The organism is Pararhodobacter oceanensis (assembly GCF_003076755.1).
GTDB lineage: Bacteria > Pseudomonadota > Alphaproteobacteria > Rhodobacterales > Rhodobacteraceae > Pararhodobacter > Pararhodobacter oceanensis.
Genome location: NZ_QDKM01000001.1, coordinates 253937 through 276006 on the forward strand (window position 1 = coordinate 253937; position 22070 = coordinate 276006).

At 63.4% G+C, this 22070-nt stretch carries 18 protein-coding genes; 10 read left to right on the plus strand and 8 right to left on the minus strand.

From position 1 onward, the window contains the following. The first annotated feature begins 106 nt into the window (after positions 1-106). Entirely contained in the window at positions 107-673 is a 567-nt protein-coding gene (locus DDE20_RS01125) for a lipid-binding SYLF domain-containing protein (RefSeq protein ID WP_116556603.1), read from the plus strand. A 538-nt stretch (positions 674-1211) separates the two neighbouring features. On the opposite strand, the gene DDE20_RS01130 is transcribed toward DDE20_RS01125, so the two are convergent. Continuing rightward, a complete protein-coding gene (locus DDE20_RS01130) occupies positions 1212-2123 on the minus strand; it encodes an aminotransferase class IV (protein WP_116556604.1) in 912 nt (303 codons plus the stop codon). Positions 2124-2842: 719 nt separating this feature from the next. After that, the gene (locus DDE20_RS01135; RefSeq protein ID WP_116557206.1) at positions 2843-3454 is read right to left on the minus strand and encodes an NAD(P)H-dependent oxidoreductase; all 612 of its coding nucleotides are present in this window, start codon (positions 3452-3454) and stop codon (positions 2843-2845) included. A 342-nt stretch (positions 3455-3796) separates the two neighbouring features. On the opposite strand from DDE20_RS01135, the gene DDE20_RS01140 reads away from it, so the two are divergent. Then, positions 3797-5194: an MFS transporter gene (locus DDE20_RS01140; RefSeq protein WP_205961595.1), complete on the plus strand. Its 1398-nt coding sequence runs from the start codon at positions 3797-3799 to the stop codon at positions 5192-5194. Between the two features lie 77 nt (positions 5195-5271). Here the strand turns inward: DDE20_RS01140 and DDE20_RS01145 are convergent, their stop codons facing one another. Continuing rightward, positions 5272-6099 (minus strand): SDR family oxidoreductase, encoded by an 828-nt coding sequence (locus DDE20_RS01145; protein WP_116556606.1) that lies wholly within the window; start codon positions 6097-6099, stop codon positions 5272-5274. 260 nt (positions 6100-6359) lie between these two features. On the opposite strand from DDE20_RS01145, the gene DDE20_RS01150 reads away from it, so the two are divergent. Further along, on the plus strand, positions 6360-6716 hold the full coding sequence (locus DDE20_RS01150) for a hypothetical protein (protein WP_116556607.1): 357 nt from the start codon (positions 6360-6362) through the stop codon (positions 6714-6716). Positions 6717-7649: 933 nt separating this feature from the next. Here the strand turns inward: DDE20_RS01150 and DDE20_RS01155 are convergent. Further along, complete coding sequence (locus DDE20_RS01155; protein ID WP_116556608.1) at positions 7650-7856, minus strand: cold-shock protein; 207 nt, start codon at positions 7854-7856, stop codon at positions 7650-7652. 271 nt (positions 7857-8127) lie between these two features. Between DDE20_RS01155 and DDE20_RS01160 the strand changes: the two genes are divergently transcribed. From DDE20_RS01160 to DDE20_RS01180, 5 genes are all read left to right on the plus strand, one after another. After that, positions 8128-8553 carry an HIT family protein gene (locus tag DDE20_RS01160; RefSeq protein ID WP_116556609.1) on the plus strand — a complete coding sequence of 142 codons (426 nt, stop codon included), beginning with the start codon at positions 8128-8130 and terminating at the stop codon, positions 8551-8553. A gap of 333 nt (positions 8554-8886) precedes the next feature. Then, a complete protein-coding gene (locus DDE20_RS01165) occupies positions 8887-9393 on the plus strand; it encodes a TRAP transporter small permease subunit (protein WP_116556610.1) in 507 nt (168 codons plus the stop codon). Continuing rightward, complete coding sequence (locus tag DDE20_RS01170) at positions 9383-10705, plus strand: TRAP transporter large permease (protein WP_116556611.1); 1323 nt, start codon at positions 9383-9385, stop codon at positions 10703-10705. The genes DDE20_RS01165 and DDE20_RS01170 overlap by 11 nt, the downstream gene beginning before the upstream one ends. Positions 10706-10735: 30 nt before the next feature. Continuing rightward, complete coding sequence (gene dctP / locus DDE20_RS01175; protein ID WP_116556612.1) at positions 10736-11833, plus strand: TRAP transporter substrate-binding protein DctP; 1098 nt, start codon at positions 10736-10738, stop codon at positions 11831-11833. A 1270-nt stretch (positions 11834-13103) separates the two neighbouring features. Continuing rightward, on the plus strand, positions 13104-14009 hold the full coding sequence (locus tag DDE20_RS01180; protein ID WP_116556613.1) for a bestrophin family protein: 906 nt from the start codon (positions 13104-13106) through the stop codon (positions 14007-14009). Positions 14010-14895: 886 nt separating this feature from the next. Here DDE20_RS01180 and galE read toward each other — a convergent pair. Then, positions 14896-15909 carry a UDP-glucose 4-epimerase GalE gene (gene galE, locus DDE20_RS01185; RefSeq protein WP_116556614.1) on the minus strand — a complete coding sequence of 338 codons (1014 nt, stop codon included), beginning with the start codon at positions 15907-15909 and terminating at the stop codon, positions 14896-14898. Positions 15910-16272: 363 nt separating this feature from the next. Between galE and rfbA the strand changes: the two genes are divergently transcribed. Both rfbA and DDE20_RS01195 read left to right on the plus strand, forming a co-directional pair. Then, the gene (gene rfbA, locus DDE20_RS01190) at positions 16273-17166 is read left to right on the plus strand and encodes a glucose-1-phosphate thymidylyltransferase RfbA (protein WP_240607800.1); all 894 of its coding nucleotides are present in this window, start codon (positions 16273-16275) and stop codon (positions 17164-17166) included. A 76-nt stretch (positions 17167-17242) separates the two neighbouring features. Continuing rightward, positions 17243-18250 (plus strand): GlxA family transcriptional regulator, encoded by a 1008-nt coding sequence (locus tag DDE20_RS01195; RefSeq protein WP_240607801.1) that lies wholly within the window; start codon positions 17243-17245, stop codon positions 18248-18250. A 3-nt stretch (positions 18251-18253) separates the two neighbouring features. Here DDE20_RS01195 and DDE20_RS01200 read toward each other — a convergent pair whose 3' ends face one another. Genes DDE20_RS01200 through DDE20_RS01210 form a run of 3 tightly spaced genes read right to left on the minus strand, consistent with a single transcriptional unit; the run spans position 18254 to position 22060 of the window. Then, entirely contained in the window at positions 18254-18820 is a 567-nt protein-coding gene (locus tag DDE20_RS01200; RefSeq protein WP_116556616.1) for a sarcosine oxidase subunit gamma, read from the minus strand. After that, positions 18813-21776 (minus strand): sarcosine oxidase subunit alpha family protein, encoded by a 2964-nt coding sequence (locus DDE20_RS01205; protein ID WP_116556617.1) that lies wholly within the window; start codon positions 21774-21776, stop codon positions 18813-18815. Before DDE20_RS01205 ends, DDE20_RS01200 begins: the two co-directional genes overlap by 8 nt. Beyond that, positions 21773-22060 (minus strand): sarcosine oxidase subunit delta, encoded by a 288-nt coding sequence (locus DDE20_RS01210; RefSeq protein WP_116556618.1) that lies wholly within the window; start codon positions 22058-22060, stop codon positions 21773-21775. The genes DDE20_RS01205 and DDE20_RS01210 overlap by 4 nt, the downstream gene beginning before the upstream one ends. Positions 22061-22070 lie beyond the last annotated feature (10 nt).

Below are 22070 nucleotides of genomic sequence, written 5' to 3' on the forward strand. Positions count from 1 at the left end.
ACCGGCGTGTTGCGCGTGACAAGAGGCCCCAGCGCCCGTATAAGTATGACATACAGGTTTTCACGGTGACCGGCATAGATCGCGCACCGCAATGACGAGGCACAGCATGACTCAATACACGCGACTTTCGCGCCGTGGTCTTTTGACCGGCGGTGCCGCAATGGCGGTTCTCGCCGGTTGCGGCAATCCGGTGGGCAATTTCAACGGTGAACGGCTGGACGGGCGGGTCGATGCGACGCGCGATTTCCTGCGCCAGAACCACCGCGAGCTCGACTCGCTGTTCCAGAACGCGCAGGGCATCCTCTATATGCCGCTGGTTTCCGAGGCCGGCTTCTTTGTCGGCGGCGCCTACGGACAAGGCGCGCTGCGGATCAACGACGCGACGGTCGATTATTACTCGGCGACGCGGGCCAGCATCGGGCTGCAGATCGGCGCGCAGCAATACGCGCATGTGCTGTTCTTCATGACCCCGCAGGCGCTGGCCGATTTCCGCGCCGGCGAAGGCTGGGCGGCAAGCGCTGATCTGCGCTATGCGACCCCGCATGAGGGCGGCGCCGCAGGCGTGCAGACCACGACAATGTTCTCGCCGGTCATCGCGGTGGTCTTTGGCCAAGCCGGTCTGATCGCCGGTGCCTCGCTTGCAGGCGTCCGCTACCAGCGCATTATTCCCTAAGTTTCCCCCTCGATTGAGGCGGAGTTTTAGCCAAGTTTCCCCCGCGCCCCGATTGATTTCAGGGCGCGGCGATGCCCGTTGCGCCCCTATCAAAGCGCCGTATGAGCGAGTGCGGCTTGGGCGTTAAGCTGCGCTGATTCTGTGGATAACCCCGCGTTTTGCCGGTGTTAAGGCAATGGAATAACGGGTTTGCGCGCTGTGCATAAGTTACAGGCTTTGCGGGCTGGGGAAATTGTCATTTTTCGACCAATTGGTGTCTTTTTTGCCGGAAGTGTCACTGCCCCGCCCTACACAAGTCAGATTTAATCAAGTATTGCCAATATCTTACACCTCAAAGCTCACATCTCCAGCGGCGCAACCTCAACCCAGACGCGAATTTCTTCGATGCCGAAATTTATCCCCGTCAAAGGTCTGACGAATCCCTGCCTGTGGATAAATCCGTGTATAACTCACCGCCCTCGCCGGATCGGCATGACCGACGCGCAGCCGCCCCGCCGCCTCGCCGCACCGTCATCGCGCAATTGTCAGACATTATAATCTAGGCCGGATAGACCGCCGCTTCATAAAGCGCCTGCGCCTGTGCCGCCACCGGACCCGGCGCGCCCGAGCCAATCACCCGCCCGTCGATCTTGGTGACCGGCGTCACCCCGCCCAAGGTTCCGGTGACGAAGGCCTCATCCGCCGCATAGACCTGCGCCAGCGTGAAATCGCATTCGCGCACGGTGACGCCCGCGTCGCGGCAAGCGTCGATCACCGCCTGCTGGGTGATGCCTTTGAACGAATAGCTGCCGGTCGAAGTCCAGATCTCGCCCCGCCGCACGATGAAGAAATTCGTCGAGTTGCAGGACGCCACAAAGCCGCGCGGATCGAGCATCAGCGCCTCATCGGCACCCGCGTTGATCGCCTGGATCAGCGCCTGGATCAGGTTCAACCGGCTGTGCGAATTGAGCCGCAGGTCAAAAACATCCGGCGTCGAGGTGCGGAAGGTCGAGGTGAATAGCGTCATCCCCTTGGCCTTGGTCTCGGGCCGCGGGGTCTTGAACTCGGCGACAATCACCACCGTCGGCCCCGAGATGATAAACCGCGGGTCCTGGTTCGGCGTTGATTTCACCCCGCGCGTCACCATCAGCCGGATATGCGCCCCATCGACCATCTCATTCGCCGCCAGCACCTCGTCCAGCGCGGCTTTGATCCCCTCTCGGCCCTGCGGGATCTCCAGCGCAATCGAGCCCGCCCCCTCGAACAGCCGGTCGAGATGCGCCTCGAGTTGCAGGATCTCGCCCCGCACCAGCCGCAGCCCCTCCCAGACCCCGTCGCCAAAGCCGAAACCGGCGTCGAAAATCGACACCGTCGCCTGATTGCGCGGGATCAACGCGCCGTTGACCGAGACCAGCACTTGGTCATTGCGCGGATCGGGAAGATAGGATTGAGCGGCGGATTGAATGGTCATAGGGCCTCCTGTTGCGCCGATTGGCCGCGCGCGAGGGCCGAGAGTCAAGCCGCCACCCCGAGAAAACACCCGCAGCCTCCCGTTGCACCCAGACGCAAAGGGCCGCGCCCGACCCCGGGTGGGCGCCCTGCCCTCGCCACAACGCGCAGCGCTCAAAAGCACGCATGCCGTTCGAGCCATACACGACATCGCCAAAGCGCCCTCCCGCTGGGAGGGTCGGGCGCGGCCCGGGGTGCCCCTCGTGTCAAAGGGTGGATCAACGGCATTACCAAAACCAATGGCAAGCGCGCTGCCTCTCTAACAATCCTCACCACAACGCTCAAAGGGACGCGCCCGACCCTGGGTGGGCGCTGCTCCCTATCCACAAGGTATTTCACTCAAAAGCACTCATGGCGTTCGAGCCACACAGCACACCGCCAAGGCGCCCTCCCATCGGGAGGGTCGGGCGCGGCCCGAGGGTTCCCCTCGTGCCAGACAGAAGATCAGTGGCATAGCGCAAAGCGGGCACATCGCCCCAGTGAAAAAGGGAGCGCCGCAGCGCCCCCATACCGTTTACACTTACACTCTTGCGCCCGACCCTCCCCAGTGGAGGGCGCATCGGCGATGTCACTCACAGCTCGAATGACATTGATGCTGTCAAGCGCCGCGCGCCGCTCCAGGGCCGCGCGCGCACCCGGGGTCAAGCGCAGCCCTGCGCGCTCACTCTTCTCTCCGCAGCCTCAGGCTGCCGTCGCCAGCTCTTTGCCCGCAACTTTGCCCGCCATCTCGACCAGACGCTTCGCCTGATGCCCGATCACCCCGCGCGCGGTCTCGTCAAACGGGGTGCCGGCGGTGTGGCTATAGCCATAAGGATTGCCGGTCTGGAAGATCGCCGGATCGGTATAACCCGGCGCCACCACAACCGCGCCCCAATGCATGAAACTGGTGTAGAGCCCCAGAATCGTTGCCTCCTGCCCGCCATGCGCGGTCGAGGCGCTGGTCATCGCGCTCACCGCTTTATTGGCCAGCTTACCGTCGCTCCATAACCCGCCCAGCGTGTCGATGAAGGCCCGCAACTGCGACGGAGCCGATCCGTAACGCGTTGGCGCAACAAACAAATACCCGTCGGCCCATTCCATATCGGCATGGCTGACCTCGGGGATATCGCGGGTTTTCTCGGCCTGCGCTTTCCACGCCTCCTGCCCGTCAACCACGGCTTGCGGTGCGGTTTCGGCCACCCGCAGCAGACGCACCTCGGCGCCGGTGCCGCGGGCGGCTTCGGCAGCGATCTCGGCGATCTCGTGGTTGGTGCCATAGGTCGAATAGAAAATAACGGCAAGTTTGGTCATCAGAGACTCCTGTGTTTGATACCCCACAGATAGGCAGGGACGCGGAGGATTGCACCGCGCACAACCGCAAAGCCCCTGTGCGCGCGCGCACATGAAACCGGGTTGAAACCACCCCAAGCCGCACTAATTCTCCTGCAGCCTGCCCGCACCGACCGTGGCCCAACGCCCTGCCGTCACCGTCGCCGCACGCTTGCCAAATCCCCCGATCCTGCGCAGCATAGCGCCGAGAGCGGAATTGAACCCCGTCGCTGAACAGGTTAAACAATACCTGTTCGCAAATCAAAGGTATCACTTATGGCTCCTTCGGAGACCGAGACGTCCCCCGCGTCGCAAGACGATCCGACAGTGAGCCCCGAAAGATGGCGCATCCTCTTTGTGCTGCTGGTCACCATTGTGATGACCCTGATCAGCGTCAGCATCGTGAATGTTGCACTTCCGGCGATCCGCGTCGGGCTCGGCGCCACCGCGTCAGACCTGCAATGGGTGCTCTCGGGCTATGCGCTGACCTTTGGCGTGGTGCTGGTGATGGCCGGGCGCGCCGGCGATATCATGGGCCGCGGCGGGTTGTTTTTGATCGGCGTGACGATCTTCACACTGGCCTCCATCGCCGCCGGTCTGGCGCCGGACGCGCATTCGCTCAATGCCGCGCGGTTTGTGCAGGGCGTCGGCTCGGGGATCTTGAACCCGCAGGGGCTGGGCATGATCCAGCATTATTTTCGCGGCAAGGAACGCGGCAAGGCGTTCGGCTATTTCGGCACCGCGATCGGGTTTTCGGTCGCCGTCGGGCCGGTGCTGGGCGGCGTGCTGATCGAATTGGGCGGCGCCGATATCGGCTGGCGGCTGACCTTTCTGGTCAATGTGCCGATTGGAATTCTGGCGATTATTCTGGGGCTTATGTGGTTTCCACGGCCCCTGATCATCCGCCTGCCTCGGATCGGCAGCGGCTTGCGCTCGCTTGATCCCATCGGCGCGGCGCTGCTGGGTCTGGCGGTGCTGGCGGTGCTGTTTCCCTTTGTCGAAAGCGGCGGCAATCCCTGGATCTGGCTGCTCTTGCCGCTGGGGCTACTGCTCTTGTGGCTCTGGGTGAAATGGGAGCAACACTATCTGCGCCTCGGCCATAGCCCGATGGTTGACCTGAAGATTTTCACCACCAAAAGCTATTCCAACGGCATCACCATCATGGCGCTCTATTTCATGGGGGTTTCCAGCATCTGGGTGCTGGTGGCGCTCTATATCCAAGAGGGAGACGGCAGATCCGCGCTGGAATCGGCCTATTTCGGGATACCGGCGGCGCTGCTCTCGGCCTATGCGGCACATTGGGCGGGCAGTCGGGTGTTGACGCTGGGCCGCAAGCTGATCGTCGCCGGATTGGCGTTGGCGCTGATCGGGTTGCTGCTCAGCGTCGCCGCCATCGCCCTGCATGAGATCTACGACCAGAGCATCTGGTGGCTGATCGTCTCGCTCTCCTTTATCGGCGTGGCGCAGGGGTTGGTGATCAGCCCGAACCAGACGCTGACCCTCGCCGAAGTGCCGCTGGCCTATGCCGGTAGCTCGGGCGCGATCCTGCAGACCGGCCAGCGGATCGGCACCGCGATCGGCATCGCCTTTATCACCGCCGCCACTTTCTCGACACTGGCGGTGTCGAATTGGGCGACGGCGATCAGCGTCGGCTTCGGCATGGTCGGGGTGGTGGTGGTGCTGGCGATGCTGGTGGCGCTCAAGGATATGCGGGACCGCGTGTAACGCGCGGCCCGCTCGGGTCTATAAGGGGCGTTCACGGGGCGCGGGCATAACGGCGCGTTTACCGCGAGCCGCAGGCATCACGGGTCGATATAGAGGTCAATCATCAGATCCTCACAGGCGGGATCATTCTTGTAATGCTCGAAATCCGTCACCCCGCGCGCCCTCAGAAAACTCTCGTCAATCAGGCATTCGCCGCTCAACGCCTTGGCATCGCTGGTCAATATCCCATGCGCCGCATCCGCCATGATCGCCGGTGTCCGCGAGCGTTGCAGCAGCGCCTTATCCAGCGCGAATTCAATCGCCGCGGTGGCAATTGTCGTCTGCGGCCAGAGCGCGTTCGAGGCAATCCCGCAGTCGCGCAACTCCTCCGCCAGCCCCAGCGCCAGCAGCGTCATTCCGTATTTGGTCACCGTATAAGGGATATAGCCGCCCAGCCAGTTCTTCCCCAGATTGATCGGCGGCGAGAGGGTCAGGATATGCGGATTCTCGGCCTGTTTCAGATAGGGAATCGCGGTTTTCGAGCACAGCAGCGTGCCGCGGGTGTTGATCGACTGGATCAGATCAAAGCGTTTGATATCCGTCTGTTGCGCGGTGCCCAGAAAGATCGCGCTGGCGTTATTGACCAGAATATCAATCCCGCCGAAGCGCTCGGCCGCCTGCGCCATCGCCTCGGCGACATTCCCGTCGTCGCGCACATCCAGCTTGATCGCCAGCGCCTTGCCGCCGGCTGCCTCCACCTCCTCGGCCACCGAATGGATCGTGCCCGGCAGTTTCGGATGCGGCGCGTCGGATTTCGCCGCGATCACCAGATTGGCCCCGTCGCGCGCCGCGCGCAGGGCAATCTCGCGCCCGATCCCGCGGCTGGCGCCGGTGATAAACAGGGTCTTGTCTTTGAGCGTCGGCATGGCGGTCTCCGGTTGGCGGGATGAGGGGGCTTTGGGCAAAAGGATAGGAGCGCGGATCCCCCCGGGCAAGCCCGCCGCGAGGTCAGCTTGGCGGCGCATGACACGCGCAGAGGGGCGGGGGCATGGGGCCGGCGCAATTGCGGCTCTGACCCCGCGCTAAACCGACATGGAACCAGTGGCGGCGCGATATCCCCCGCTATATTCACCAGCCCGCCGCAAACCCCCTTGATTACCGGCGCGGCGGCGCGAATATATCCTCCATGCATCGCCCCCGCCCGCCACTCCAGACACGCCTGCGGCTCCTCTCGCCGCTCGTTTTGGCCTGCGCGGTTGTCGTCGCGCTGATCGGCGCCGCGGTGCCGGACCCACGGCCCGAGGGAGCCCTCTCCGAGCGGGTGGCGCAAAGCCTCTGGCTTGTCGAAGACACCCTACGCGCCGCCGCCCCCGAGCCCCCCGCCTCCAGCGATGACACCTCCGGCGCGCTGCACCCCGGCGCTGCCCTCACCACGCGGCCACCCCTCTCGGGCCGCCGCAGCGCCTTCGCCGCCGCGCCCCTGCCCGATCCGCACCCGGCGCCCGGTCCCTATACCATCCGCGCCCCGCCTTCTTTTGCTTGACCCATTCGCGGTCCGGGCGCGCCGCGCCCCGGGCCTCTTTGTGTAAGCAAATCAAAGGCTTGATGATGAAAGAAAACTCTCGGGCGCATATCATTGCGTCCTGGGTCTCGCTGGTGGTGGTGATGACCGTCCTTGTCGGGATCGGCTATCTCTATCAGAACTACCGATAAAACGCGCGACGCGGCGGCAAACGCCGCCGCGTCACCCCTCGCAGACACTTGTCTGGCCCGGGGGCACCCCATGGGAGGGCGCATCGGCAATGACATCCACAGCCCGACCAACATTCGTGCTTTGGAGTTCACCGCATCTTAGCAAGGCCACGGCGCCCACCCAGGGTCATGCGCGTCCCTTTCTGCGTGGCGTTAAAGTTTGTCAGCGAGACAGCCGGCTTGTTGTAAATGCCGTTGATCCACCCTTTGGCACGAGGGGAACCCTCGGGCCGCGCCCGACCCTCCCCCCGGGAGGGCGCACTGGCGGTGTCATTCACTGCTCGAGCGGCATTCCTGCTTTGGAGTGCACCGCATCTTAGCATGGCTACGGCGCCCACCCAGGGTCAGGCGCGACCCTTTACGCCTGGCGGTGAGGATTGTCGCGAGACAGCGGGCTTGTTGTAATGCCTTTGATCCACCCTCTGGCACGGTTCTGCGCAAAGGGACGCGCCCGACGCTGGGTGGGCGCCAGCCCCCTCGCCACAGCAGATCATGCTCAAAAGCACTCATGTCATCCGAGCCCCACCCGACATCACCAAGGCGCCCTCCCGGGGGGAGGGTCGGGCGCGGCCCGTGGGTCGCACGGGCGGGACGGTGGATCGATGAGGCGCGAAAACCACCCGGTGTCGGGCGCACCCCTTAGGCTTTAAACACGAAAAAGGGCGCCCAAGGCGCCCCGTTCCAAATCAGTTCTGATCGCATTCAAGCGCTCAGCAAATCAATCTTAAGCAAGCTGCAGATTGGTTGCCGATTCGCGGCCGTCACGGCCGGCTTCGACGTCGAAGGTAACCTTCTGGTCGTCGTTCAGCGTGGTCAGCCCTGCGCGCTCAACGGCAGAGATGTGAACGAACACGTCTTTGCCGCCGGTCTCGGGGGCGATAAAGCCGAAGCCTTTAGTGGAATTGAACCATTTCACGGTGCCATTGGCCATCGTGGATCTCCTAGTGTTTTCAACCTGTTCGCGGAATTGCAACAGCGTGGCGCGGTAGGCCAGTATCGAGTTCGCTGAGGTCCGAAAAGGGAAAGCAGAGGATCGACTTGGGTAACGTAGCCAAGCCCTTCTGTCATACCACGATAGATCTGTCCACTAAAATCTTCACCTGACCCAGCGTCAATCTCATCCCGCGCCAGTAATTCCAATTGCGCTTTGCGCCACCGTTGTGGAAGCTGCCCACACCACGCTAGCCGCCGAAAGCCCGCCTATGACCGACAGCTGCCTGTTCTGCCGCATCGCCTCCGGCGCCCTGCCCGCGCATAAACTCTATGAGGACGACCATATCCTCGCCTTCCTCGACCTGCACCCGATTCGCGCCGGTCACGCGCTGGTCATCCCCAAGTCGCATTACCCGTGGTTCGAGGATCTCCCCGAAGCACTGGCCACCCAGATCACCAGCTGCGCGCAGCGGCTCGCACGGCGGATGAAGACGCTCTATCAGGTCGAACGGGTGGCGCTGTTTTACACCGGCATCCATGTCGCCCATGCGCATGCCCATGTGGTGCCGATGCACCACCCGCATGATGTGACCTCGCAGGCCTATATGGCCGAGGGGCTTGAGGGCTACGCGCTGCCCAAACAACTGCCTGCCGCCGAGATGCAGGACATCGCCAACCAGTTGCGCCTCACCTAAGACGCCCCCTCTCTGCCTGTGATCCCGCGCAGCCCATGGCTGTCGCGCGTCATCGCCTATCACCACAGCACATAGGCCACCCCGACCACCCGCCCGACAGCGGGCCGGTAATATTCATATCAGATACACCAAAATAATTTTGCGAATAATGCTTGCATTGCCTTTCGGTTTCTCCCTAAGGTGAACCAAGCGTCATGTTTTGGACCATTAACCATATGGAGTGTTTTTCCGGTGCCTCACCCGCGCCGGATTCATCGTGAACAGTAGCCAATAACAGGGCGCCCAACGCTCAACAGCATCCACCGGGCAAAGACCCGGATCCGGGGAGGAAGAATGCCACTCATCCGTCTGATTGACGGCATTAATGAGATTGTCGGACGGGCCGTCTCATGGGTCGCCATTATTTTCGCGGGGCTGATCATCTATGATGTGGTCCTGCGCTACGTATTCAATGCGCCCACGCTCTGGGCCTTTGATCTCACCAAACATCTTTACGGGTTCTATTTCATCCTGCTCGGCGGTTATGCGCTGCGCCATCAGGCGCATGTGCGGGTTGATCTGGTCACCGAAAACCTGCCCTCGATGCCGCGCCGGATTGTCGAGATGCTGGGCTACCCGCTGTTCTTTTTCCCGTTCGCATGGGTATTTACCTACCACAGCTATCTCTTTGCCCAGCGCTCGTGGATGCAGGGCGAGACCACCTATGGCTCGATCCAGCTGCCGGTCTATCCGGTCAAGATCGCCATGGCGGTGGCGGCGGCTTTGCTGCTCCTGCAAGGCATCTCCGAGTTTTTGAAACTGGCAATTGGCCCGCGTGAGGAGAGCAAAGATGTCGGGTGAAACAATTGCCATCATCATGGCCGGCATTCTGGTGCTTGGCCTGTTTATGGGCCACCCGCTGGCCTTTGTGCTCGGCGGCACCGCCATTCTCGGCGCGGTGATTGCCGGACGCACGCAAATCCTCGGCATCGTGGTCAACCGCATTTACGGCGATGTGCTCGACAATTACGTGTTGATCGCGATCCCCCTATTCGTGCTGATGGCAAGGTTCTTATCGGATTCCGGCGTCACCGATAAAATGTTCGAAGCGCTGCGCCTGTTGATGGCGCGGGTCACCGGCGGGCTGGGGCTTGCGGTGGTGCTGATCTCGATCCTGCTGGCCGCGACCACCGGCATTATCGGCGCCTCGATCACCGTCATCGGGGTGATGGCGCTGAAACCGATGCTGCAATACGGCTATTCCAAACGCCTCAGCACCGGTCTGATCGCCGCCTCGGGCTGCCTTGGCATCCTGATCCCGCCCTCGATCATGCTGATCCTGATGGCCTCGAACTCCTCGCTCTCGGTCGGCGTGTTATTCGCCGGTGCGATGATGCCGGGCATGGTTCTGGGCCTCCTCTACGCGCTCTATGTCGCGGCGGTGGCCTTTTTTCGCCCTGATCTGGCCCCGGCGGTGAAGCTCGAGGAGAAAATCGGTCGCGGCGCCCTGATCAAGATGCTGATCATTGAGGCGCTGCCGCCGCTCGTGCTGATTTTCGGTATCCTCGGCACCATGTTGATGGGCATTGCCACCGCCACCGAGGCGTCCGCCGTCGGTGCGCTGCTGGCGCTGTTGATCGTGATCACCCGCGGGCGGTTTGAATGGCGCACCTTCACCGGCGCGCTCAAGGAAACCGCGCGCACCTCCGCGATGATCCTGTTCATCGTCGTCGGCGCCACCGCCTTTACCGGCGTGTTCAACATCACCGGCGGTCTGCGCGCCACGCAGGCGCTGTTGCGCGGGCTCGAGATGGAGCCGTGGATGCTGATCACCGTGATGATGCTGATCGTCTTTGTGCTCGGCATGTTCCTTGACTGGACCGGTATCGTGCTCCTCAGCTTCCCGATCTTCCTGCCGGTGATTCAGGAAATGGGCATTGATCCGCTGTGGTTCATCGTGCTGATGGCGGTGGTTTTGCAGACCTCGTTCCTGACCCCGCCCTTTGGCTATGCGCTGTTCTATATGCGCGCCATTGCCCCCGACGGGGTGAAGATTTCCGACATCATCATCGGCGTGCTGCCGTTCATCGGATTGATCGTGTTGATGGCGATTGCCATCGCGATCTTCCCGCAGCTTGTGACTTGGCTGCCGGGGCTACTCTACACCAACTAAGAAAAGTTCATCGACTAGGAGGAGACCAAAATGTCTATGAAAACAACGGCAGTTGCCGCAATCGGGGCGCTCGCGGCAAGCATCGCCGCACCGGCCTTCGCGCAGGAAAACTGGACCATGACCACGGTCTGGCCGGCCTCGCTCGAGCTGATCGAGATGGACCGCAAATTCGTCGAACTGGCGAACCTGTTGACCGGCGACGCGCTGGCGATCGAGCTGTTTGACGGCGGCACGCTGGTGCCCGCGGGCGAAGTCTTTGGCGCGGTGGAATCGGGCACGGTTCAGGCCGGCGCCGACTGGCCGGGCTATTGGGCCGGTCGCGACACCGCCTTCTCGCCCTTGGCCACCCATGCCAGCCTGTTCAACGCCGTCGACTATGTGAACTGGATCCAGCAGTGGGGCGGTTTCGAGATCTATAACGAGATCTACGGCCAGTATGGCATGGTCTATCTGCCCTACGGCGTGACCAACAACGAATCCGGCTTCCGCACCAACACCCCGATCGAGACCACCGACGATCTGCAGGGCATGCGCCTGCGCCTCTCGGGCCTCGAGCAGGGCCGCCTGTTGACCCAACTCGGCGGCAGCCAGGTGTCGATGGCCGGTGGCGAGATCTATCAAGCGCTCGAGCGCGGCGTGATCGACGGCTCCGAGTTCTCGACCCCCAACGTCGACTGGTCGGCGGGCTTCCAGCAGGTCACCACCCATTGGTCGACCCCGGGCTGGCACCAGTCGTCGTCGATCTTCGGGGTGATGATCAACAAAGCCTCCTGGGATGCGCTGAGCGAAGAAACCCAAGCCCAGCTGCGCGTGGCCGCCGACGCCACCATGCTGTGGTCGCTGGCCTTCACCGAGCGCCGCTCGAATGAGGCCTACGCCCAGTTCCAGGAAGCCGGTGTCGAGATCACCCGTCTCGACGACGCCACGCTGGCCACGATTCAGGAAATGGCCAATGCCACGATTGAAGAAGTCGCCTGCGAGAACCCGAACTCGGCCCGCGTCTATCTGAGCCAGGTCGCCTATCTGAACGACTATGCCAACTGGCGTGACGCCTCGGCCCCGTTCAACCTTGGCCGCACCCCGGTTGGCCCGGATATGGACGTTCTGGCCGCCTGCGCCGAGCAGTAAGCCCTGACCGTCTCCACAGTTCCGCCCCGCCCGAGCACCCCTCGGGCGGGGTTTTCTATGCGCGGGTCAAACACATGGATGCCATTCGAGCCAGACAGAACAGCGCGAGCGCCCCACACTACACACAAAGAGCCGCTTCGTCGCTCAAAGGGACGCGCCCGATCCTGGGTGGGCGCATACCTCCTTGCTATTATGCGGACGCTCGAAAACTGAACTGTCGGTCGCGCTGCCTCTGCCATCGCCAGTGCGCCCTCCCGGGGGGAGGGTCGGGCGCGGCCCGAGGGTTCCCCCGTGCCAAACGGCTAAACCGCAGCGCATCAATTCAAAGCCATCGCTTGAAACCCGCCCGCTCAAACAGCCTCCCCACCAAGCACAAAGGGACGCGCCTGACCCTGGGTGGGCGCCCCGCCCTTTCCGCAACGCGCAGCGCTCGAAGCACTCATGTCGGTTGCGCGGTGAATGCCATCACCAAAGCGCCTTGCGTGGAATCAAGGCGAAGCCGCCACGCATTGTCCCACTGACGCGGCAGGCGATTATTCAAGAATAATCGCCGAGAGCGGGGGCCGCCCCATCGGGCTGGCGATCTGTTACCGCAAGCGCGCCGTTTCGATGATGGATGTGGAACGCACAATAAAGCGCTTCGCTTCATCGCAGGATCGCCACCCCGCGGTCTCGCGCTACGCGGCTTGCGCCCATGGAGAGGGTCGGGCGCGGCCCGGGGTTCCCCCGTGCCAAACGGCTGAACCGCAGCGCATCAGTACATAGCCGTTGCTTGAAACGCGCTAGCTCACGAAACCTCACCACCAAGCACAAAGGGAAGCGCCCGACCCTGGGTGGGCGCCCCGCCCTATCCACAACAAACTGCGCTCAAAAGCAGCAACGCCGCTCGAGTGACGCACCACATCGCCAAGGCGCCCTCCCATGGGGAGGGTCGGGCGCGGCCCGAGGGTTCCCTCGTGCCAGACAGATGCTCTAGGCGCTGCCCCAAAGCCACTCTCTCCGCGACATATCCGCATCACCCGCACCACAGAAGCTGGACGCAGGCCGTCACGGCGCTTAAACGGCTGGGACCGGGCACACCCGCTATCTTGATCCCGCGCTGCAAACGGGCAGCTTGGTGTCGGTTTTGAACCGCGACCGCGCGCCAGATCATTGTATCTGGGCGCTTCATCCGCCCCACCAGCCAGACCCGCCGCCAGACGCACCACAGCCCCGCCCGCCAGCCAAACCAGCCCCAAAAGGCACCCGAGACGGCCGAAAGGAACCCGAAATGATCGTCCGCGACCAGCCCTCCTCGCTCACCCTCTTCTTTGTCATGCAAGGCTCGGTGGTGCCGCGGATCTTCGCCCGCATGGTCGGCGTGGCGCTGCTTTCAGTGCTGGTCCTGCTGGTCGATCACCATATCACCCCGCTGCCGCAGATCTCCATCGCCGCGATGAGCATCTTCGGCATCGCCCTCTCGCTCTTCCTCGGGTTTCGCAACAACGCCGCCTATGACCGCTGGTGGGAGGCGCGCAAACTCTGGGGCGCGATGATCGCCGATATCCGCAGCCTTGGCCGCCACGGCAGCATCTTCCTCGCCAATGGCCCTTCCCGCGCCCGCATCCTTGCGCTGGCGGTGGCTTTCGCCCATCTGCACCGCGGGTTTCTGCGCGGCGTTGACGTGAAGCCCGCGCTCCGCGACTGGCTTGATGAGGCCGAATCCGAGGCCCTGATCGCCAACCGCAATGCCGCCGATGCCGCCCTGCGCCAGATCGCCGATGAGCTGGCGGATCTGACCGCTCAAGAGAAGATCAGCGGCTATGGCCAGATGACCTTCGCCCGCACCCTTGCGGCGCTGGCCGAGGCGCAGGCGGGCTGCGAGCGGATCATGACCACGCCCCTGCCCTTTGTCTATTCGCTTCTGGTGCGGCGCACGACCTATCTCTATTGCTGGCTCCTGCCCTTCGCGCTGATCGAGGCCACCGGCTGGTTCGCGCCGCTCCTCTCCGCCATCGTCGCCTATGTGTTTTTCGGCCTGCAAGCGGTGACCAACGAATTGGAACTGCCGTTCCGCAATGTGCAAAACGGGCTGCCCTTGGATGCGATGTGTCGGGTGATCGAGATTTCCGTCTGCGAGGCGCTCGACCGCACGCCACCGCCGGCGCTGCTGCCCGAAAACCACGTGCTGACCTGAGGCGCGCTGGCGGCCCGTGGTGCCGAGTGGTCAGACAGCTGAACTGCAGCGCCCAAAGCGCAAAGGGCCGCGCCCGACCCTGGGTGCGCGCCGCACCCTTTCCACAACGCGCAGCGCTCAAAAGCAACCATGTCGGACGAGCAGCGAGCACCATCGCCATGCGCCCTCCCGTGGGGAGGGTCGGGCGCGGCCCGAGGGTTCCCCCCGTGCCAAACGGCTGAACCGCAGCGCATCCATACAAAGCCATTTCTTGAAACCCACCGGCTCACACAGCCACCCCACAACGCACAAAGGGACGCGCCGGACCCTGGGTGGGCGCTCCAGCCTTTCCACAGCGTGCAGCGCTCAAAAGCAGAGATGTCGCGTGAGCAGCGAATGACACCGCCATGCGCCCTCCCATGGGGAGGGTCGGGCGCGGCCCGTGGGTTCCCCCGTGCCAAATGGCTGAACCGCAGCGCAACCATACAAAGCCATTGCTTGAAAGCCACCGGCTCACACAGTCTCCCCACAAGGCGCAAAGGGCCGCGCCCGACCCTGGGTGGGCGCCCCACCCTTTCCACAACGCGCAGCGCACAAAAGCAGGGATGCCGTCCGAGCCATACACGACACCGCCAAGGCGCCCTCCCGGGGGGAGGGTCGGGCGCGGCCCGAGGGTGCCCCTCGTGCCAGACGGCTGAACCGCAGCGCTTAGTTACCAAGGAGCTTTCAAAGCGTGCAACCTCTCCAAAGCCACGCGCACATTTCCGCGCCTCGCGCCCCGCGAAAACCATATGCCGACCTGCACCGCGCTGGCCGGAATCACAGTTAACCCACAGTAAACGCAACCGGCCAAGTCATTGATTTGAAACGAATCGCCATATGTCCCACACGTGGGACAAGCGGAAATTCACTCGGCGTAACCATTGGGGTTTTTCGACTGCCAGTTCCATGTCGTGCGGCACATACTCTCGATCCCGTGGCGCGCTTTCCAGCCCAGCAACCGCTCGGCCTTTTCCACCGCCGCCACCATCCGCCCGACATCCCCGTCCCGTCGCGGCGCGATCTTATAGGGCACTTTCCGTCCCGAGGCCGTCTCGAACGCCGCCACCATTTCCAGCACCGAAGCGCTCTCTCCGGTGCCGACATTGATCACCTCGCAGCCCCGGTTTTGCGCGGTATATCCGATCGCATCCAGATGCGCCCGCGCCAGATCCTCGACATGGATATAATCGCGCTCACCGGTCCCGTCGCGGGTCTCGTAATCCGCGCCGAAGACGTTCAAATACTCCAGCCGCCCGACCGCCACCTGCGCCATATAGGGCATCAGATTGGCCGGTATCCCGTGCGGATCCTCGCCGATCATCCCCGAGCCATCCGCCCCCACCGGATTGAAATACCGCAGCGCCACCACGCTCGCCTCGGGCCAGGCGGCCGCCCAGTCGTGGATGATCTCCTCGATGAAATGCTTGGTGCGCCCATAGGGATTGGCCGGGTGTTTCGGATGCCCCTCATCATAGGGCAGATAGCTCGCCCGCCCGTAAACCGTCGCCGAAGAGGAAAACACCAGCCGATGACAGTCCTGCCGCTGCATCGCTTTCAACAGCTCAATCGACCCGCTCACATTCTGCGCGTAATACTCCAACGGGATCTCGGCAGATTCCCCCACCGCCTTGAGCCCGGCAAAATGGATCACCGCATCGGGCCGGAAGTCCGCAAACGCCTGATCCAGCCGCGCCCCGTCCCGCACATCCCCCTCACAAAGCGCGATATCCGCACCCGACAGCGCCCTGACCCGCCGCAAAGCCTCGGGCGAGGAGTTGGAGAAATTATCATAGACCATCACCTCCTGACCCGCGGCCAGAAGCTGCAGCAAGGTATGACTGCCAATATATCCGGCGCCGCCGGTGACCAGAGTCCTCATAGCCCCCCCGCTGATACTCGGCACAACGCTCTCCCCCGCCCGGCACACAACCGGACCACCAAGGCAGGTATTCCCGCCACATAAGGCCCTCCGGTGCCGCGCTCCGGCTCAAGCGATAAAACCATGTGAACTCCCTTTCACCCACATAACGATGCGCTTTCCTTTGGCGCAAGTATGGTTTCTATAATTAATCCTGTGATTGCAGCGGCTTTTACCGCACGTTCCGCCGATCCGGCGCCCAACACCCCGCACCTGCAGGCCGTTACCACAACTCACCGCTTGACTGTCCGGCCCTGCACGTTTCTGCTCGCACCCCAAGGCCGCGCAGCCCGCCCCTGCGCTGCAAGACTTAGGAGACTGCATGTGACCACCCCGAAATCCTCGCCGCGCAAAGGCATAATCCTTGCCGGCGGCACCGGCTCGCGGCTCTATCCGCTGACCATCGGCGTCTCCAAACAGTTGATGCCGGTCTACGACAAGCCGATGATCTATTTCCCGCTCAGCGTGTTGATGCTGACCGGCATCCGCGAGATTGCGATCATCACCACGCCCGAGGATCAGGCCCAGTTCCAGCGCGCTTTGGGTGATGGCAGCCAATGGGGGATTGTGCTGACATGGATCGAGCAGCCCGCGCCCGAGGGGCTGGCGCAGGCATATATTCTCGCCGAGAAGTTTCTCGACGGCGCGCCTTCAACTATGGTTTTGGGCGACAACATCTTTTTCGGCCATGGGCTCACCGATCTGCTGACCGAGGCCGAAGCCCAACGCGAGGGCGCCACCGTGTTCGGCTACCGCGTCGCCGATCCCGAGCGTTACGGTGTGGTGTCCTTTGACGGCGCAGGCAATGTCACCGGCATCGTCGAAAAGCCTGAAAAACCGCAGTCGCAATACGCAGTCAGCGGGCTTTACTTCATGGATGCCAGCGCCCCGCAGCGGGCCCGTTCAGTCACGCCCTCGGCGCGCGGGGAACTCGAGATCACCACGTTACTTGAGAGCTATCTTCTGGAGGGTAAGCTGAACGTGCAGAAAATGGGCCGCGGCTTTGCCTGGTTCGACACCGGCACCCACGCGAGCCTGTTGGATGCGGGCAACTTTGTGCGCACCCTGCAAACCCGCCAGAGCACTTTGGTCGGCAGCCCCGACGAGATCGCCTTTGAAAACGGCTGGCTCGACCGCGCGGCGCTGCAGGAACGGGCGCGGCGGTTCGAGAAAAGTGATTACGGCGCGGCGCTCTTGCGGCTGGATGATGCGGACTAACCGGCGCCACAGCGCGTGACATTCCCCGCCCGCGCCGCCATAAATGGCCCTATGATCAAACCTGTCTGCCTGCCTGATGCCTGACCCGACGCGCCCGACCCATCTGGGGTTTTTGCTGTTTCCGGGCTTTCCAATGGCCTGTCTGACCTCGGCCATCGAGCCCCTGCGCGCGGCCAATGAGATCGCCGGACAGCAGGCCTTCGCATGGACGCTCTATTCCGAAACCGGCGCGCGGGTGCGCTCAAGCGCCGAGGTCTGGTTCGACCCCGACGCGCCATTAAGCGAGGCGCAGGGGCTGGACTATCTGTTCCTCCTCAGCGGCCCTCTGGCCACATTCGAGGCGCCGAAAGCCGCCAACGGCCAGTTGCGCCGCCTGTCGCGGCACGGGTTGAAAATGGGCGGCGTCAGCGGCGGCGTGTTCCCGCTGGCGCGCTCGGGCCTCTTGGTCGAACACGAGAGCAGCGTGCATTGGTGCTATGAAGCCGCCTTTGCCGCCGAATTCCCCGATCACCGCATGACCAGCGATGTGATTACCATCGACCGCGACCGCTACACCGCCTCGGGCGCCGCTGCTGCGTTTGATTTGATGCTGCATCTGATCGAGCAGAAACTCGGGCATGAGGTCACCACCGAGGTCGCCTGCTGGTTCCAGCATCCTTTGGTGCGCGGGCAAGGCGTGCGGCAAAAAATCCCCACGGTGAGCAGCGAAAGCACCTCGGACATGTTACCCCCCGCCATCGCCGAGGCGGTGAAGGTTTTCGCCGAGCATATCGGCGATCCGTTGAATGTGGCGGATGTGGCGCAGATTGTCGGTCTGTCTCCGCGCCAGCTTGAGCGCAGTTTCAAAAGCGCCACCGGCCAGAGCCCCTCGCATTACTACCGCACCCTGCGGATGAACGCGGCGCGGCAGTTGGTGCTCTATTCCGGCGATACGATGACCCAGATCGCGCAGGCGGTGGGCTATGCCAACGCGCGCCCGATGATGCGCCATTACCGCGAGACTTTTGGCCAAAGCCCCGAGCAGGATCGCAAGCGGATCAATCTGTTCCGCGTCGAGAACAACCGGTCGATCCCCTCGACCTGACGATTAAAGCGCGCTGACCGCCATCGTGACCAGCGCGTGATGCAGCGAGCCAGCCGCCGATCTGGGGCCGAGGACGCTGAAATGCGCGCCCGAAGCGCGGCAGATCAGGAAACAGCCCAGATGCTCAAGCCGCGTGCGGGTCACATCGCCGCCCGCCATGCGCTCGACATCGGCATTGCACAGCCGCTCAAGCACGCGGTGACAGCCGCTGCCCTCAAGGTCAAACCGCACCCAACCGTCGCTTTGCTCGGTGACCGAGGCGGTCTGCCCCAGTGCAGAAACCAGTTGCGCCGCCAGATCCTCGTGACTCGCAAACGGGGCCTCGATGAACCACTGCTCGGGGCCGGTCCAGAAGGCAGTGAGCGCGCCACTTGCCGCGCTTTTTCCGACTTGCGGTAGGTCCAGCCCGAAGCCCGCTTGCGCCGCAGCCACAAGCGCCTCGCCCCGCCCCAAGCGCGCGGCAACGGAGGCCAGCGCCCAATCAGGGCATTCGCGGATCTCCAGCCCGTCGAAACTGTCGATGCGCGGGGCAGTGCCGCCAAGCGCGGTGATCGGGGTCAAATCATGCACGGAGACGGTCTCCCTTCGGGTCAACAAACTGCGGCGCGACGACTTCGACATCGACATCCGCACCGGTCAGCGGCGTGGTCAGGGTCAGGGTCTCGCCCATCCGCTCGCCGCCGCGTTTGAGCAGCGCCAGACCGATGGAGCTGTTCAGGATCGGCGAATAAGCCGCCGAAGTGACATAGCCCTGATCATGCGCGGCATCCTTGGGCGTGCCCTTGCTCATCAGATGCGCGCCCGCCGTGATTGGCGCCGCGCTATCGAGGGGTTTCAGCCCGACCAGCATCAGTGCATCCGGCGTGTTCAGCCCTTCACGCTCGGAGAGCGTGGAGCCGATGCTGTCCTTCTTTTTCGACACCATCCGCCCCATGCCAAGGTTCAGCGCGGTGGTGGTGCCGTTCAACTCGTTCCCTGCCGCATGGCCCTTTTCGATCCGCATCACACCCAGCGCTTCGGTGCCGTATGGGGTGACACCAAACTCCGCGCCCGCCTCCATGATCCGCCGGATCAGCGCATCGCCGTAACGCGTCGGCACGGCGATCTCGAAGGCCAACTCGCCGGAGAAGGAAATCCGGAACAACCGCGCCCGCAGGCCGCCGCAAATGGTAATCTCGCGGCAGGCCATGAACTCGAAACCCTCGTTGGAAATGTCGAACTCTGGGTCAACAATCTTTTGCAACAGCGCCCGCGAATTCGGCCCCGCAACGGCATATTGCGCCCATGCTTCGGTGGTCGAGATTAGCTGCACATCGAGATCGGGGAACAGACATTGGCGCACAAATTCAAGATGCTGGTAAACGCCGACCGCATTGGCGGTGGTGGTGGTCATCACGAAATGATGCTCGGAGAGGCGCGCGGTGGTGCCGTCGTCCATCGCAATCCCGTCCTCGCGCAGCATCAGCCCGTAGCGGGTTTTGCCGACCGCCAATTTGGCAAAAGCATTGGCGTAAACGCGGTTGAGGAATGTGGCGGCATCGCTGCCCTGAATGTCGATCTTGCCCAGCGTGGTGACGTCGCAGACGCCCACCGAAGAGCGCACGGCCAACACCTCGCGGTCGACGCTTTCGCGCCAATGGCTCTCACCCGCGCGCAGAAACCACTGGGCGCGCAGCCAGTTGCCGGTCTCGACGAAGACCGCGCCCTGTTCGACCGCCCATTTGTGGCTGGGGGTTTCACGGACCGGATGGAAGTTCTTACCCCGCGCGCGGCCGCCAAAAGCACCCAGAGCGACCGGCGTATAGGGCGGGCGGAAGATCGTGGTGCCGACCTCGGGGATGCTCTTGCCCGCCAGTTCGGCCATGATCGCGAGGCCGCCGACATTCGAGGTTTTGCCCTGATCGGTTGCCATGCCCAGCGTCGTGTAGCGCTTGAGATGTTCAACAGAGCGGAAGTTTTCCTGATGCGCCAGCGTCACATCCTTGACCGTCACATCGTTTTGCTGGTCGAGCCACGCGCGGCCCTTGCCGTGTTTGACGTGCCAGAAGGGCGACAGATTAACCTGTGCATCCTCGGCTTGTGGCAGCGCGATTTCGGGCGCTTTGAGGCCCAATTCACCCAGCAAAACCGCCGCCTGCGCATGGCCGGTTCGCAGCGCCGCGGCGGTGGAGAAATCGCCATTGGCCGCTCCGGCGACACCCAGCCCCTTCGGCCCGTCAGCACCCGGCACGAAAGCCGAGAACGAGGCGTCCCATTGCGGCCGCCCGCGCTGGTGGCAGGTCAGATGCACATTCGGGTTCCAGCCGCCCGAGACCCCCAGCGCGCCGCAATCGATCCGCCGCTCGGAGCCGTCAGCCAGCCGCACGCGGATGGAGGTCAGCCCCAGCCGCCCCTTGGAGTTGATCACCTGCGCCCCCGCCAGCACGTCGCAATCGGCGAGACGCGGCGCATCGGTGCGGGTGTCGATCACAGCGGCGACTTCGACGCCCTTGGCCAGCAGGTCCTGCGCGCTGCGGTGGCCGTCGTCATTATTGGTAAACACCGCGACCCGTTGCGCGGGGGTCACCGCCCAGCGGTTGGCATAGGCGCGCATGGCGCCGGCCAGCATGATGCCGGGGCGGTCGTTATTCTCGAAGGCAATCGGGCGCTCGATGGCGCCGGCGCACAGAAGGCTGCGCTTGGTGTAAATCCGCCAAAGGATCTGGCGTGGTTTGCCCTCGGGCGGCACCGGCAGATGGTCCGAGACCCGCTCGACCGCGCTGTAAATCCCGTGGTCGAAGGCGCCCAAGACCGTGGTGCGGGTGAGGATGCGCGCATTTGGCAGGCTGCCGAGTTCCGCGCGCACCTGCGCCGCCCACTCCGCGCCGGACTGGTCGCCCAAAGCAAAGCGCTCGGCGTTCAACCGCCCGCCCAAGGCGAAATCCTCATCGGCGAGGATCACCCTTGCGCCCGCCCGCCCCGCGGTCAGCGCCGCCGCCAGTCCTGCAGGCCCGCTACCGATGATCAGGAGATCGCAGTGCAGAAAGCCCTTGTCGTAAACGTCAGGGTCTTCCTCTAGAGACAGTGACCCCAAACCAGCGGCCTTGCGGATCACCGGCTCATAGAGCTTTTCCCAGAACGCCGCGGGCCACATGAAGGTTTTGTAATAAAATCCCGCGGTTAGGAAGTTGCTGAAGCGGTCGTTGATCGCCATCAAATCGAACTTCAGCGACGGAAAGCGGTTCTGGCTTTGCGCCTCGAGCCCGTCAAACAGCTCGGCGGTGGTGGCGCGGGTGTTGGGTTCTTGCCGCGCGCCGCTGCGCAATTCGACCAGCGCGTTGGGCTCCTCAGAGCCCGCGCTGAGCACCCCGCGCGGGCGGTGGTATTTGAATGAGCGCCCCATCAGCCGCACACCATTCGCCAAGAGCGCCGAGGCCAGCGTGTCGCCGGGATGGCCGGTGTAGGTCTTGCCGTCAAAACTGAACTTGAGGCTCTGGCTGCGGTCAATCGCGCCGCCTGTGAGCCGGTTGATTTGCGCGTCACTCATCTGCTGCGCCCCTCGCTGCGGGCCACATCGCGGGCCAGTTCTACCTTGGAGATCTCATGGGTGACAGTGTTGCGGGTCACCACCAGCCAACTGCGGTCGCCGCTTTCATGGAACCACAGCTCGCGGTGCTCGCCCGCCGGATTGTCGCGCAGATAGAGATAATCGTGAAATTGATCCTGTGCATCCTCGGCCTGCCAATCGGGGCGGTGGATCAGTGCGGCGTCTCCCAGATAGGTGAATTCCTGCGCGTCGCGCGGGCCCAAAAGCGGGTGATTGATGATCATATCAGTGGTC

What these genes read in the sequence shown, in the direction of transcription:
- DDE20_RS01125 (WP_116556603.1), top strand. Translation starts at nt 107, where the DNA reads ATGACTCAATACACGCGACTTTCGCGCCGTGGTCTTTTGACCGGCGGT.
- DDE20_RS01130 (WP_116556604.1), bottom strand. Translation starts at nt 2,123, where the DNA reads ATGACCATTCAATCCGCCGCTCAATCCTATCTTCCCGATCCGCGCAAT.
- DDE20_RS01145 (WP_116556606.1), bottom strand. Translation starts at nt 6,099, where the DNA reads ATGCCGACGCTCAAAGACAAGACCCTGTTTATCACCGGCGCCAGCCGC.
- DDE20_RS01150 (WP_116556607.1), top strand. Translation starts at nt 6,360, where the DNA reads ATGCATCGCCCCCGCCCGCCACTCCAGACACGCCTGCGGCTCCTCTCG.
- DDE20_RS01155 (WP_116556608.1), bottom strand. Translation starts at nt 7,856, where the DNA reads ATGGCCAATGGCACCGTGAAATGGTTCAATTCCACTAAAGGCTTCGGC.
- DDE20_RS01160 (WP_116556609.1), top strand. Translation starts at nt 8,128, where the DNA reads ATGACCGACAGCTGCCTGTTCTGCCGCATCGCCTCCGGCGCCCTGCCC.
- DDE20_RS01165 (WP_116556610.1), top strand. Translation starts at nt 8,887, where the DNA reads ATGCCACTCATCCGTCTGATTGACGGCATTAATGAGATTGTCGGACGG.
- DDE20_RS01170 (WP_116556611.1), top strand. Translation starts at nt 9,383, where the DNA reads ATGTCGGGTGAAACAATTGCCATCATCATGGCCGGCATTCTGGTGCTT.
- dctP (WP_116556612.1), top strand. Translation starts at nt 10,736, where the DNA reads ATGTCTATGAAAACAACGGCAGTTGCCGCAATCGGGGCGCTCGCGGCA.
- DDE20_RS01180 (WP_116556613.1), top strand. Translation starts at nt 13,104, where the DNA reads ATGATCGTCCGCGACCAGCCCTCCTCGCTCACCCTCTTCTTTGTCATG.
- galE (WP_116556614.1), bottom strand. Translation starts at nt 15,909, where the DNA reads ATGAGGACTCTGGTCACCGGCGGCGCCGGATATATTGGCAGTCATACC.
- DDE20_RS01195 (WP_240607801.1), top strand. Translation starts at nt 17,243, where the DNA reads ATGCCTGACCCGACGCGCCCGACCCATCTGGGGTTTTTGCTGTTTCCG.
- DDE20_RS01205 (WP_116556617.1), bottom strand. Translation starts at nt 21,776, where the DNA reads ATGAGTGACGCGCAAATCAACCGGCTCACAGGCGGCGCGATTGACCGC.
- DDE20_RS01210 (WP_116556618.1), bottom strand. Translation starts at nt 22,060, where the DNA reads ATGATCATCAATCACCCGCTTTTGGGCCCGCGCGACGCGCAGGAATTC.